The sequence below is a fragment of the Neobacillus sp. PVCKKU3 genome, from assembly GCF_058323225.1.
Window position 1 is genome coordinate 158,919 of sequence record NZ_JBLVQN010000003.1, and the last position, 14,273, is coordinate 173,191.

Sequence of the window (14,273 nt, forward strand, 5' to 3'; positions counted from 1 at the left end):
CTTTAACTTAAAACCCTCCTTACTGCCCACTAAAATAATTATTTTCCCAATTTTCTAATTATAAATCATAAGTATCATATCATAGCGTTACCTATCGATAGGCGCTAGTATTTCTTACATTATCTATAGAGCATATTAATAGCCGAGGACTACTAATTTCCTCGGCCACCTTTATTTATTTTAAACTAAAATACACTTTTTTAACATCAGATCCATCATGGAGATTAATAGAGACATAGTAAGAACCATTTGATAAGCCCTTAGTACTTAAGTTGTAGATATACTGATTTGATGTTGGGTCATATCTAAACGCATCTCCTGTATTAGGTGTACTGTTGACACCTACCGATAATTCAGTACCTAAAGCTACATCGGTTATTTTTGTAAACGAAATGGTTGCATTTGCAGTTGAGACAAATGCTCCTTGAGAATCGGTCAATTGGAATTTAACAGGGATAGTGCTGCCTGCCTTGAACACGCTTGAACCATTGATAATTGGTTGAAGAACCCCACCAAAATTGTAGGCAACGTTATATATGATTGTCTTATTGAATATATTTCCAGCCCTGTCTGTTGCTGTTAACTCAACAGTGTGTAAACCAGCTGTTGCCGTATTTAGTGTACCGCTTCCTTCAGTTGCAAGACCAGATAATGCATCTGATGCAGACCATGTAGCAAGTTGGTTAAGCGTAAAAGTACCAATGTTTGATACAACTCCATCGTTTTCAAGAGTAAGGCCGCCAATAGTAATGACAGGTTTTGTTTTATCAATTTTTAAACCAAATACAGTTACTTGAGCACTAGTATTCCCTGCCTTATCTGTTGCAGTACCAGTAGCAGATTTGTTTAAACCTTCTTCACTAAGGGTAACAGGTTGTGTGAAACTTGCTACACCAGATAAGTTATCATTTGCAGCAAATGTAACAACTACGTCATCATTATACCAACCGTTTGAGTTAGCTTTCCTATCAGGGCTACCTGAAATTGTTGGAGCAGTTTTATCAATATTAATACCAGAAACCGTTGCTGATTCACTATTGCCAGCCTTATCAGTCGCAGTACCAGTGACAGATTGGCCTGCGCCTTCACCAAGAGTTTTATTGCCGGTTACACTTGCTAAACCAGATAATGCATCGTCTGCTGTAAAGCTTACTGTAACATCTCCATTATACCAACCAGATGAATTTGCTGCTCTGTCAGGGCTACCTGATATTGTAGGTTTTGTTTTATCAATATTGATACCAGAAACCGTTGCTGATTCACTATTGCCAGCCTTATCAGTCGCAGTACCAGTAACAGATTGGCCTGCACCTTCACCAAGAGTTTTATTGTCTGTTACACTTGCTAAACCAGATAATGCATCTTGAGCATCAAAACTAACTGTTACATCCTGATTATACCAACCATCAGAATTAGCCACTTTGTCAGTGCTTCCTGAAATCATAGGTTTTGTTTTATCAAAATTTATTGTAATTGGTGCAGAAGTACCTATATTTCCAGCTATATCACTAGCTGTACCAGTGATAGTATGAGTTCCGTCTTCAGAAACTATAACAGGTGCAGATACTGAGCCTGGTAAAAGACCAGATCCACCTTCTTCATCTACAGCGGAGAAATTAACTGTTACATTTTGGTTATACCAGCCATTAGTGTTTGCAGCTCTATCAGGAGTAGCAGTGACTACTGGAGCAGTTGTATCTAGTACTTGTTTCTTGGTTACAACAAATTTAATGGTGTCACCAAATTTATTTTCTAGGCTTGCTCCTTGTTGATTGTTATTAGTGATGACAACATTAGTACTATTAAAGGTAAATGAATATGTTCCTGGTTGTAAGGTAGGATCAACTTGAATAGTTGCAGGAACATTTTTAGAACTATCTTTGCCAGCTAGGTTTACTGTAACTAAATTGCTAGTAGTAATACTCCCATTTGCAGCAATTGTAAAGTTTGTAGGTAATTTAACGTCTGCATTAGTCATATTACCATCCGAACTTACAATAAGATTAAAAGATTGGGTTGCTCCTTGCTCAACAGATACATTAGTGGATGATGCAACTAATTCAGAGGTAGTAATCTCAAGTTCACCTGCCAAAGCAAAACCTGTTGGGACAAGACCTGAAATTGCCAACGCAGTAACTGCGCTTAGGGCTTTTTTGCTTAATACATTTATAAAGCTAATTTTCTCCATAACTTTTCTCTCCTCTTAAATAATGATTAAGAGGGCCGGTTACACTACTAACTCCATATAACCTAAGTGTCCAGATTGCCGGTTATATATCATCGCTTCCCAAAAAATTAAAAGTATCACCTGAAGTTATAATTTCCATAGCTCACCCTCTTCCCATTAACCCCCTATATCGATATCACCTTCATAGGGTTCGTTCAGTATATAGAACTAAATATCTATGAAAATATTATAATTTAAACTATAGTTTATAGGTATTTTTTCCCTTCGACATTACCCAACTGATTTTCGACAAAATCAGCAAAACTAAGTAAGTTTGATTAAAAGTAAATAACTTCAACAATAGTGGAATATATATTTTTATAAATAATTTGTGAGAAAACCGCACAAACGGTTTATTAATATGCTGGATACAGAAAAAAAGTGCACTAACCTTAGTTAGTGCGTTTAAAAGATAGGAGGAAAATAAAGTTAGAATTTTACACCCTTCTATATTAAGAATATATTAAACGATAGTGGAATTGAATGTTTTTCGAATGACAAGATCCGTCAAAATTTTATTCCTTTGTAGAAAAATAATTATTTAAATTGTAAATTTTCTCAAGTAACATAATAAAAAACGGAATAAAATTACGGCTTAATAGGAGAATCGTCATGAAACATTTCGGGCGGCATCATATCTATTTGTTCTTCATGATTCCTTCCATAGTTTTGACAGATTTATTTATTGTTTTCCCCGAAGAGCTGGAATGGAATATTGTTTTCTTTCTTTGCATTATGGTCCTGTTTGACCAAATTAATCTGAAGGTTTTTTCCGGTTTCGACTATTCCTTTTTTCATGTCATATTATCATTAATCATATTTGACCGTTTCTCCATTGTTTACGGTTTCATTTATTTGCTTGTTGATTGTTTCGTTGCTAGCTTCATTCAAAAAAGAGGCAGCATTCAATCCAGGATATCCTTGCTCACCATGTATATTATCACTATCATTATCTGCAACGAGATTTATAATGTTTATAGTGACAAGACTTATTTTGCTCGGTATCTAACTTTACTGCTTATGTTGACTCTAAGCATAGTTTTGAAATATGTCTATGTGTATTTAGAGACTGGGACAGCATCTAGTAAGCTATTTTTGGACCGGTTTGGACCTATGATGTTTGAAGTAGCTGTTATATTCCCTATACTATCTTTCTTCAATCAGCTTGAGGTTAATCTGGTACTTATTCTGTTTCTAACCTACTATACGATCATTGGATACCTGCATAAGCAGTTTATTTCGATTAATCAATCCCAGATCAATTTATTAACGAAGAAGATAATGAGAAAATATGACATCCCTATTGTTTTTATGGATTTGAAAGATATAAAGGGTGTTTATTATCCTAAGAAAAAAATAATTATCATCGACGAAAAAATGGATTACCCTGAGCAATTACAAACTATTTTTCACGAGCTGCTTCATTATCAAATACAAAGGTATTTTAAAATTCCAAGAAAATCAGAGGAACTTATTATCACATTATTTGAAGCCGCAGTTAGCTGGTACTATATCATAACGATTAAATACAGCTCGGAAATAGAGTAGGGGAAGGGGGTATATTATGGCCACTCCATTGGGGCATGAGTTAAGAAGATTAAGGTTAGAAAGAAATTTACGACTTGAAGAAGTTGCAAAGGGGACTGGAATCACCCTTCAATATTTAAGCATGCTTGAAAAAGGGGATCGTAAGTCTGTTTCGTTTGAGATCATGGCGGATATTTCAAGATTTTACGGAGTGCCGTTAGACTATTTTGCCGCTTTCCTAAAAGAGGCGGAATCCAAGCAGCTCTCGGACGTAGAAATCATGCTTTGGCAGGCAATTAATGAAAAGGTGCGGGAAGATATTTATTTTAAAAAAGGGAATTCGCTAAAAAGTATTTTTTCGAAATTGTTCCATTAGACCCAAAGGGGTGGTTTCTACCACCCTTTTAAAATTTTTAAAATCCAATACTTCCTGTATTCAGCGCCACATAAACCAGCCCAAACAGCCCCACCATCGTAACTGCAACAGCAACCCCAAAAACCTTAAATTTACGAAGAAAAGTAAAGCAAATAGCGGGCACAACCATCAAAACAACAAAATAAAACACTGTCGAATTTATGTATTGATACACGAACTTAAACAATTCTGCTTGTTCAAGCCCCATGACATAGAACAGGAGCCAGCCAATAATAATCCCCAGAATTACCTGTATACACACCTTCATATGAATCTTCATCCCTCCTAGTCTACTTAATTTCTATTCTTTTAAGCTATAACCCTACTAAAATTATAAAATACCAGTAATATAGGATACTAAACCATAGCAAAAGGCACCTCATCACAAGGTGCCTTCATCCTAATCCTTATTTATTCATACTCGCCAAAAACCCGCCCAGCAGGTCATCGGCATCAAGATCCTTCTCATCGGCTTCATCCTCAGTAGGGGACATGGCCTGGTCGATGGTCTCGAAAGCAAACTCGTCCAAATCATCATCAGCCAAGTCAATTCCTACAGCTATTTCTTCTTCAAAAGGGCTCTTCGAAAAAGATAGTGGCTCAGGGGCAGGGAATGCCATATTCTCCTGCAGGTACAACGCCTCATCAATATCTACAGCCTTGCTGTTCAACGAGGCCAGCAGTGCGGTCGACCTTACCGGGTCGGAAATCAACTGATAAAGAATGCTTCCCAGCAGTGCTTCGGAATGCTCGTGCTTCAGCCAATCACGCTGTGCTTTCGTTAGCCCCTTGGGGAGGGGGATGGTGACCGTTTCCTTTTCCCGGGAAAAGGACTGGCCGACACCCTCCATAACAAACGAAGCAATTTTGCTGGAAAAATTCCGGCGTTCTGTTTCCTTAATTTTTTGAAGCTGTTTTAATATGTGATCCGGAGTATCAGAAGGGATGCGGAAGGATAAAGCCTGGCCCCTTTTGATTTCGTTTTCGGATGCCTTTTTCATAGAATCACCCTAAAATTAACTTTTTACTGGTGCTTTATCTTGGGCAGCCCTTTGCTTCTCAGTTTTACGAACAAAATCCGTAATTAACTTATAATAAGCATTCGACATCATCCAAATGCTTTCCTTCTCGTCCTCAAAGAAATCAATGTTAAAACCATCTAAACCGTTATTCAATGCTTTTAAATATTCCTTTAAAATGATGGACCCGCCGCCGACAAAGTAGCAGATTTCAGTCTGCGAGTTCTTAGACCAGACATTACGCAGCAAGCGGTATTGCTTTTTCGCAAGGTCTAGCAGGATGCGGTCGGTGATGTCATGGACACTTGTCCGGCTTCCTTTCACCATGATGTGATTACGGTCGTTTTTCTTCGTAATAATTTCTACGACATCGCGGCGGCTGTCGAGCTCCACACCGTGTTTTTTACGAATTTCCTCACGAATCATTTCTAGCGATTCGGATACCCCAAGATTAAACCCTTGCGCCTTGTCATCGTCGACATTGCGGTTTTTAATGACGGCGATGTCCGTGGAGAGGCCACCGATGTCTTGAATTAAAATGCGTTTATCGATTAAGTCCTTATTAATAACTTTTAAATTATTATCCATGACAAGGTTGATATAAGCCGCAAAGCCTTCAGGATAAACCTTTACTTCATTGAACCTAATATTAACTTTAATGCCTTGGTATTTTGGGGTTACAAGAAATTCGACCTGATGGACATTACCAAGCAATTTTGAACGGTAACCGGCATCCTTGCCTTCCTTTACTTCCCTCAGCGGCAGGCCAGTTCCTAATGTGTAATTAGCATCAATAATGTTTTTCGTACGCGGGAATTCGGCTTTTACGGCATCCATTGCCAATGTCGCAAATAGCATAATTAATGTCTGGTCTTCCTCAGACTTGCTGCTGCCAGGGTCCAGCTCGGTGGTGTTATTGCTTTTTGTCGCCAAATTTCCGACACGATAGATAATATTATTTTCCTTTAGGGCAGGGGAGTGCACTTTAATATGTATCCCATCCAATGGGTCTTTGCTGTCCAGTTCTTCAATGCCGATGACAGGGCGGTCCTCGGTGTCTCTTGCGATAATGTTAGGAATATTTAATTCATATTCTAATTCACCAAAAATAGCCTTGATGGAGTCATTACCTACATCGATAGCTGCAATTCTGGATTTAGTCATGTTCATCATTCCTTTTCATTTAATAGACTTGCAATCTAGTACTTTCTATAAGCGTATAGAAGATTACTAGTTTCTTCAATGAGGCTGGCCGAAAAGAAACACAAGTGTAAAATTGTAAACAGGATGTAAACATGGAGAAATTTGTAAACGCGAATGTTTACAAAAATAACAAAGTTGTATACATGGCGGAACAACGGAATGTATACAACTTCGTATACATGTAAACATGTTTGTAAACAAAACGTATACAAAAAGTGGACATGTTTACAGATTGTAAACAACCGTAGATTATTACAAATATTTCAGAGAAACTAAAAAAGGGGACCCGTTTTTAGGGACCCTCAAAATCTACTTCCTTTCGTTTTACCTGCATTATCGAATCGCTCTCAATCCGGTTACAAAGAGCGATAAGGTGACACTTAAATTTCCGTTACAGCAAAGCTTCACTACATAGTTTTACTATACTCTGTCTTCCGAAGCCTTAATGCGGACCAATCATAGTCGATAGCGATTTGCCGGACAGATTCATAGCCTTCAACAATGAGTAGATACATCTCCATGTCGTGGCTGCAAATCTGAACCTTTCGGATAGCATAGCAAGTAAAGCTCGGCTGGTTTTACAAGCCGTTCAGCGCTATTTGCTAAGGCCCTAAATCTTCATTGCTTGTCCCAATTACTGGCACAAAATCATAGCGGTCCATTTTCGCACGTTTAGACCTCAACTTCAAATGTTTGAATAACCTCATTGTAGACTTTGGTGCGTTGTTAATTAACACTGGAGATCCCTGGTTGAATTTTTTAAGAACTGACATTCAACTCCCCAACAAATTGACATGGGCTGGAGTAAACGCAGATGAAAATGTATACGGCAATGTTTACGAAAATTACAAATCTGTATACATGGCTAGGTGTCAGTATGTAAACAGCTTTGTATACGTGTAAACAGATTTGTAAACTAAATGTATACAAAAAGTAAACCTGTTTACGCGTTGTATACATAGGTAAATTCTTACAAAGTTATAGTTGAAACTAAATAGAAGGTACCCAACATGAGTACCTTCAAATCCGTTTCTTAGCTTTTTAATATATATGGGGATGAAAGAATGTGTCGACTTATTTGCCTAATCTTCCTTCCGCTCTTTTCCTTTTTCCGTTACAGCAAAGCTTCGCCTCATGGTTTTAATATTCTCGGCCTTCCGAAACCTTAAGGCAGACCAATCGTCGTCGATGGCAATCTGTCGGACAGGTTCGTAGCCTTCATCAGCCAGCAAATACATCACCGTATCGCGGCTGCAATCAGAACCTTTATAGGTCTTTGAGGACTTTTTTGGATAACATAACCAGCAAAGCCCGTCGTCTTTTACGAACTTCTGAGCGCTTTTTGCTAGTGTTCCTAATTCTTCATTACTTGTCCCAAATACCTGCACAAAATCATAGCTTTCCATTACCGCCTCGCGGTGGACCTCACCTTCAAACGTTCGAATAACCTCATCATAGGACTGCGGTGCATTGACAATCAACACTGGCTGTCCCTGGTCCTTAAACTGCAACTTCTTTAGCACTGACATTGAACTTCCTTCCTTTCCTATACACCTACAAACATTTTAAACTTTTCCTTTGACTTATCATACCTTTCATGTAAAAAGAAGACACTTCATGAAGTGCCTTCTCCTTGCGATTCTTAATTTTGTACAAGCGTATTACTATCTTTAAGGAAGTTTTTCGCCATATCGGCATTAATGTAGAGATAGTACCAGTTATTCTCGAAGTTCAACCAGCCAGTGACAAGAGTAGGGTTTTTCTTTAAAAAGTATTTATTCCCAGCAATATCCGTCCAGCCGGTATTTTCCGTAACAACAGGATCAAAGTCCTCGAGCTTGCTGATGACGGTGTTATCCATCACGCCATTGGAGTTAATGTAATACCATTTTCCTTTATAATTGATCCAGCCGGTCTTCATGCCTTCAATTTGGTCAAGATAGTACCAGTTTTCTCCGTCTTTTACCCACCCGGTTTGCATCACACCATCGCCAGCAAAATAATATTTCTTGTCGCCCGCTTCAAGCCAGCCGGTCTTCATGGCTCCGGTATTATCTAAATAATATCTATTACCGCCGTCCTCCAGCCAACCCGTTTTCATCGCGCCTGCAGTGTCAAGGAAATATTTCATTCCGCCATCCTCGATCCAGCCGGTTTTCATTGCCCCGGCAGCGTCAAAGTAATACTTATTGCCACCGTCTTCCAACCACCCCGTTTTCGCTGCACCGTCTTTATCAAGATAGAATTTTTGACCGCCATCTTCTAGCCAGCCGATCTTCATCACACCATCATTTGCAAAATAATATTTCTTCCCTTTAATCTCTTGCCAGCCTGTTTTCAACACACCGCTGCTATCCAAATAATATTTCTTGCCGCTATCCGTCAGCCAGCCGGTCTTCATTATTCCGTTTTTATCAAAGAAATACTTTTTGCCATTTATCGTCTGCCAGCCTGTTTTTACCGCTCCATTTTCATAATAATACTTATTGCCACCTGCTTGCACCCAGCCGTTTTGAATTTTTGGTGCCGTCGTACCTTGATTCTCCCCATTAACTGGTACGGTTACTCCATATCCATTAGCCATGGCGATAGTATCAAAACTATCACCTGAATGGGTAATAACCACTTCAGTATAATTTTGAATTCGGTCAAAGAGCCATCGAATTTCCGAGTTATGCATGCGCACACAGCCTGAGCTGACGTACCGGCCGATGGAGCTTTCATTGTTATTCCCATGGATGCCATAGGTGGTTCCATAGGTTCCTCTTGCCTCAAGGCCCATCCAGCGGTCGCCAAGTGGGTTGCGGGGGTCCCCTCCGGCAATATGGCCTGTATAATAAGGACGATTTACAATTTTATTAACAATCCTAAATTTTCCTTCGGGAGTTAAGTCCCTTGACCTCCCTGTCGCCACCTTAAAAGTCCTTACTAATGTGCCTCCATCGTAATATGCTAGGGTATTTGTCTTCTTATTAATAATGATTAACTGAGAAGTGGCAGCCTCTGATTGGCTTGAAAAGAAAAAGAAAGTTAATACAAAAATTAAAACCACAGACGATAATTTCCTCATATTTCTCTCCCCAATTCTGTTGATGATTATAAAGTACCACGAATCGGAGGAATATTTTGTCAAATTTTAGCGGTAAATTTGCAAAACTTCTAATTTTTTAACATAAGTGAAAATATTGTAAAGATTTTTTAATAAAAAAACCTCCCATGGCCTTAGGACCAAAGGAGGGAGGGGATTTCTGAGTATATCTTGTTGTTAACTGTATCTTATCGGTTATCCACTTTTTCAGGATAAAGGTCATGATTCATCAACCGGAATTGGGCCATTTCTTCATACTTGGTTCCCGGTTTACCATAGTTGCACCATGGGTCAATGGAAATTCCGCCGCGCGGCGTAAATTTTCCCCAAACCTCAATATACCGTGGATCCAGAAGCTTGATTAAATCATTCATGATGATGTTGACACAGTCTTCATGGAAATCGCCGTGGTTACGGAAGCTGAATAGATATAATTTCAGCGACTTACTTTCGACAATTTTCTGATCCGGGATATAAGAAATATACATCGTTGCAAAATCCGGCTGTCCCGTCAGCGGGCAAAGGCTTGTAAACTCAGGGCAGTTAAACTTTACAAAAAAGTCGCGATTTGGATGCAGGTTGTCGACAGCCTCCAAGACCTCCGGCGCATATTCAAATAAGTATTTGGTGCCCTGATTTCCGAGCAGTGTTAAATCCTTTAAACCTTGTTCATCTGTACGTCCAGACATAAAAAAACCTCCTGTAAATGTGCCCCAGCACTTTCACAAGAGAGGTCCTTCACCATTCTAATCAAACTAAGGGGATAAAAGCAGAAAAGCCACATCCTTATGGACATGGCTTTATTGACATGAATCCATAGTTTTTTATAGAGGGTAACAGCTATGAACCTCTCCCGTTCGATACGGGTATTCTATTTTTATATTTATACTATATTGGACAGTGCACTATTCGTCAAATGGAAAATTTTTAGCGAGGGGACAAGCATTTTGTTTGTATCTGTCTAATAATTTATAGAAATCTAATCTTTGAACATAACATTACTTTTTATAGTAAATCATTGATTATTTCTTTCGCAGCCCTTTCCCCGGATTCCACTGCTCCATTTAAATAGCCTGGATACTTAATGGAGGTGTGTTCACCAGCGAAGAAGATATTGCCTTCCCGCTCTCCAACTATTCCGGCAAATTTTGTGTATTGGCCTACTTTCCAGTAAGAATAGGCTCCTTTTGACCATTGGTTGCTAAGCCAGTGATCAACCGTGGCTAAACCATTCCAATTACTTGTACTTCCTGGCAACACGGGGTCTAACTTGTCCAAGAAACTTTTAGCAATCTCCTTCTTTTCTGTTACTGTTAACGCAGAAAGTTTGGCTGCTGTTTCGCCTCCCGTATAATTGACCAAAATTCCTGAAGTGCCTTGTTGGGTACGTGAGGATTCGAAGGTCTGCTGGTAGCCAGTATCCGTAAAGGTTTCTCCATTATTCCCAAGGTCATTCCAGAATCGCTGGGCAAACTGTGCATGGAGCTTTGTATTTACCCCCATTCCCAATTCTTCAATCGCTATTTTCTTTAAGTCTCGAAAGCTGGCATTCTCAAAATCTATTGTTCTTAAAATCTTAAAAGGAATAGCCAGAATAACTTTATCGGCCAAAACCTCCCATTCCTTTATACGATTTCGAAAGGTAAGTCTTATTTCATTTTGGCTGGTTTGTTCAATTTTTATAAGAGGGGAATTTAACTCGATTTGTCCTGTAAGATTGTCAGCTAATAAGGTGGGGAGCTGATCATTTCCACCTCTAATATGAAAGCACTCATCTGAGTCTCCATATATGTGAAAATGATCCTTTTGGGCAAAGCCCAACATATAGAGGAGATTTAATGCACTCTGCAGACTTGCATCTGCTCCATTTTCAACGGTATAGGCAACTTCCAATAATTTACCGAATTTTGATTGAATTCCTCCCGGTACAATTTCATTAATATAATCCAACACTGACATATGATCCAGTTCATACCCACGTTCAGTATAATGATTGTAAAGTGTGGTCTCACCAACCTCTATTAAATCCTTTTTGAGTTTAGGCAAAATATGCATAAAATCATTTGTGACTTCCTCAAAGGTATAGGAGCAGCCATCAAAAAAATAAAATGGCATTGTCCCTTTTGGTTCTGCCATCACTACATTATCAAATTCCAAGCCAAGCTCTTTTCCCAATTCTTGAATCTCTTTATGACCTGTATCTATTAATTCCCCACCGCGTTCGACGATTTGGCCGTCTTTAAAATGCCCCCTTCTTGTCCAACAACGCCCCCCAACTCGATTGGCCGCTTCATAAATGGTTGCGATAATCCCTTGCTGTTTAAGTCGTAAGGCGCTCGTGAGTCCCGCCAATCCTGCTCCCACAATGACTACCCTTGGTGCTTTATGAAAACTACTTGTAATTAACTGCTTCTTTTCCTTATCTGGAATGTCATCGAGATCTTGTACCGTGATACCTTCCTTTAAATTAGCTTGTCCAGTACTTTTTTCCTTTTCCACCGCGGCACTGGCCGCAGCAAAAGACTTCTGCAAAATACCTGCTAATGGTGTTCGTGCCAAAGCCTGTCCTCCTTTTGCAAAAATAAATCATGCTAATGATTGAATCACTATCCTGTGATAGTAATATCTATCAATAAAATATGCATGGCTTCTCTTTTTGGCTTTAGGCAGGCAGTAGGTCATCTGGTTTATTTTTATCAACGGACTGGTGACCTGTAGATACTTATGAACACAATGGCTGGCAGCATGGCCAGAATTCCCATTTATGCCGCTTTAGCATGGAGTAAAAAATGGCGGTTTTTGGTTTATAAACGCAAAAAAGGAGCCCATTTTTTTGGACTCCAACTACTGATGCTTACAATGAAACAGGCAGTTTAACTGCTTTGTTTGTTTCGCGTCGAACAACCGGCGCCACCTTGGTCGCCAAAAGTTCAATGGATTCTGCTACCTTTTTAAATGGCATGCCGCCGATATCCATTTGCGCCATGAAACGTTGATGGCCAAAAAGCTCATATTGGCGAAGGATCTTTTCAGTAATCTCCTGCGGACTGCCGACAAACAGGGCGGTTTCCGGTCCAGTAAGTTTTTCAAATTCCTCCCGCGCCATGGCATTTACCCCGTGTTCCTGATTGAAAAACCCACGATAATTTGCGTAGTAAGGGAAATAATTGTCTTTCGCCAGTTGGCTCGTCTCTGAAATAAACGCATGTCCCGTTACGGCCACCTTTAAATCATCAAGCGCAAACCCAGCTTCTGTTGCTGTCTTGCGATATACTTCCACAATCTGCTTAAATCTCATCGGATCACCGCCAAGGATCGCCATCGTTAAGCCCGCGCCATATTTACCGGCACGGATCGCGCTTTCCGGCGAACCTCCGACTCCTACCCAAAACGGAATCCCCTTTTGGACAGGCCTAGGGGCGATTTCCGCGTCCCTTAATGGGGTTCTAAATTTTCCTGTCCAAGTCACTCTTTCATTTGCATTTAACTTCAAAAATAAATCGATGTTTTCTTCAAACAGCCCATCATAATCATCCAAATCATAACCAAACAGTGAAAAGGATTCCACAAAGGCCCCGCGGCCCGCAATCACTTCTGCCCGTCCATCCGACAAAAGGTCCAGCGTCGAGAAGTCTTCAAATAACCGCACTGGATCAACAGTCCCTAAGACAGTCGTTGTACTTGCCAGTTTCACCCGTTTTGTCACTTGAGAAATGGCGGAAAGAATCACAGGCGGTGAAGACGCCGCATAGTCAAGTCGATGGTGTTCACCAACACCAAAGACATCGAGGCCGGCCTCGTCGGCCATTTTTGCAGCTTCCAAAATTTCTGCCATCCTTTGTCTGGCACTAATGGTTTTACCTGTTTGCGGGTCTGGTACCAGGTCTCCTAGTGTATATATGCCAACTTCCATACCGTTATTTTCATTTATATTATCTGTCTTCATTTGCGGTATCCTCCCAAAGTTCTATAGCAAACAAAACTTACTAATAGTATTGATTACTTGACAATATCCATTCATTATTCTATCATAAATCTCAGATTAAAGATATTTTAATTCAAGGAAAATGATGTGTAAATGCGCCTAATACACTTCATTTACCTTTGTTTATTTAGGTTTAATTTTTGCAATAAAGCAAAAAAATAAGGTCACATGCCTAACATCAAGAAAATACAAGGTGGTGCAGCAGGAAATGGGATTTATAGACAAATTATTTGGCAATTCAGCTAAGGAGGAAGACAAAATGACAACTGAAAAATTAAATATCGGTATTATCTTAGGAAGCACTCGTGAAGGACGTGTAAGCCCGCAAGTTGGCGAATGGGTAAAAGGTATCGCGGACAAACGCGGGGATGCCAACTATGAAATCGTAGATATCGCTGATTTCAACTTACCATTCTTAGGAACAACTGATGGAACAGAACCAGGAATCGCAAAATGGAATGAAAAGCTTGCTAACTTGGATGGCTTTGTATTTATCGTTCAAGAATACAACCACAGCATCACTGGCGCTTTAAAAAATGCTCTTGATTTTGCTCGTGAAGCATGGAACAACAAAGCAGCAGGTATCGTAAGCTATGGTTCTACAGGCGGCGCACGTGCTGCTGAGCATTTACGCGGTATCATGGGCGAGTTAATGATCGCTGACGTTCGCGTACATCCAACATTATCTTTGTTCACTGATTTCGAAAACGGATCTGTTTTCAAGCCACAAGCATTACACCTTGATAACGTAAATGCTATGCTTGATCAGGTAAACTCTTGGAGCGGCGCATTAAAAACTTTACGATAAG

The 14,273-nt window shown here is 39.7% G+C and carries 12 protein-coding genes and 2 riboswitches; of the genes, 3 read left to right on the plus strand and 9 right to left on the minus strand.

Annotated elements, in window-relative coordinates:
* Positions 1-175: 175 nt before the first annotated feature.
* Positions 176-2,188 carry a PxKF domain-containing protein gene (locus ACNQGS_RS03680; protein ID WP_491486165.1) on the minus strand — a complete coding sequence of 671 codons (2,013 nt, stop codon included), beginning with the start codon at positions 2,186-2,188 and terminating at the stop codon, positions 176-178.
* A 24-nt stretch (positions 2,189-2,212) separates the two neighbouring features.
* A riboswitch (cyclic di-GMP riboswitch) is annotated at positions 2,213-2,297 on the minus strand.
* Between the two features lie 542 nt (positions 2,298-2,839).
* Between ACNQGS_RS03680 and ACNQGS_RS03685 the strand changes: the two genes are divergently transcribed.
* Both ACNQGS_RS03685 and ACNQGS_RS03690 read left to right on the plus strand, forming a co-directional pair.
* Positions 2,840-3,775: an ImmA/IrrE family metallo-endopeptidase gene (locus ACNQGS_RS03685; protein WP_491486166.1), complete on the plus strand. Its 936-nt coding sequence runs from the start codon at positions 2,840-2,842 to the stop codon at positions 3,773-3,775.
* A gap of 16 nt (positions 3,776-3,791) precedes the next feature.
* The gene (locus ACNQGS_RS03690) at positions 3,792-4,130 is read left to right on the plus strand and encodes a helix-turn-helix domain-containing protein (RefSeq protein WP_491486167.1); all 339 of its coding nucleotides are present in this window, start codon (positions 3,792-3,794) and stop codon (positions 4,128-4,130) included.
* 37 nt (positions 4,131-4,167) lie between these two features.
* On the opposite strand, the gene ACNQGS_RS03695 is transcribed toward ACNQGS_RS03690, so the two are convergent.
* From ACNQGS_RS03695 to ACNQGS_RS03730, 8 genes are all read right to left on the minus strand, one after another.
* Positions 4,168-4,437 carry a hypothetical protein gene (locus ACNQGS_RS03695; RefSeq protein WP_491486168.1) on the minus strand — a complete coding sequence of 90 codons (270 nt, stop codon included), beginning with the start codon at positions 4,435-4,437 and terminating at the stop codon, positions 4,168-4,170.
* A gap of 139 nt (positions 4,438-4,576) precedes the next feature.
* Positions 4,577-5,170, minus strand: coding sequence for a hypothetical protein (locus ACNQGS_RS03700; RefSeq protein WP_491486169.1), 594 nt, complete (start codon positions 5,168-5,170; stop codon positions 4,577-4,579).
* Positions 5,171-5,185: 15 nt separating this feature from the next.
* Positions 5,186-6,352: an Alp7A family actin-like protein gene (locus ACNQGS_RS03705; protein ID WP_491486170.1), complete on the minus strand. Its 1,167-nt coding sequence runs from the start codon at positions 6,350-6,352 to the stop codon at positions 5,186-5,188.
* Positions 6,353-7,473: 1,121 nt separating this feature from the next.
* Positions 7,474-7,920, minus strand: coding sequence for a DUF3052 domain-containing protein (locus ACNQGS_RS03710; RefSeq protein WP_491486171.1), 447 nt, complete (start codon positions 7,918-7,920; stop codon positions 7,474-7,476).
* Positions 7,921-8,033: 113 nt separating this feature from the next.
* Positions 8,034-9,461: a L,D-transpeptidase gene (locus tag ACNQGS_RS03715; RefSeq protein ID WP_491486172.1), complete on the minus strand. Its 1,428-nt coding sequence runs from the start codon at positions 9,459-9,461 to the stop codon at positions 8,034-8,036.
* A gap of 206 nt (positions 9,462-9,667) precedes the next feature.
* The gene (gene queF, locus ACNQGS_RS03720) at positions 9,668-10,168 is read right to left on the minus strand and encodes a preQ(1) synthase (protein WP_213147880.1); all 501 of its coding nucleotides are present in this window, start codon (positions 10,166-10,168) and stop codon (positions 9,668-9,670) included.
* 121 nt (positions 10,169-10,289) lie between these two features.
* A riboswitch (PreQ1 riboswitch) is annotated at positions 10,290-10,336 on the minus strand.
* Positions 10,337-10,484: 148 nt separating this feature from the next.
* On the minus strand, positions 10,485-12,038 hold the full coding sequence (locus ACNQGS_RS03725) for a flavin monoamine oxidase family protein (protein ID WP_491486173.1): 1,554 nt from the start codon (positions 12,036-12,038) through the stop codon (positions 10,485-10,487).
* Between the two features lie 295 nt (positions 12,039-12,333).
* Positions 12,334-13,425, minus strand: a complete 1,092-nt coding sequence (locus ACNQGS_RS03730; RefSeq protein ID WP_491486174.1) for an LLM class flavin-dependent oxidoreductase — start codon at positions 13,423-13,425, stop codon at positions 12,334-12,336.
* A 247-nt stretch (positions 13,426-13,672) separates the two neighbouring features.
* On the opposite strand from ACNQGS_RS03730, the gene ACNQGS_RS03735 reads away from it, so the two are divergent.
* Positions 13,673-14,272 (plus strand): NADPH-dependent FMN reductase, encoded by a 600-nt coding sequence (locus ACNQGS_RS03735; RefSeq protein WP_491486195.1) that lies wholly within the window; start codon positions 13,673-13,675, stop codon positions 14,270-14,272.
* Position 14,273 lies beyond the last annotated feature (1 nt).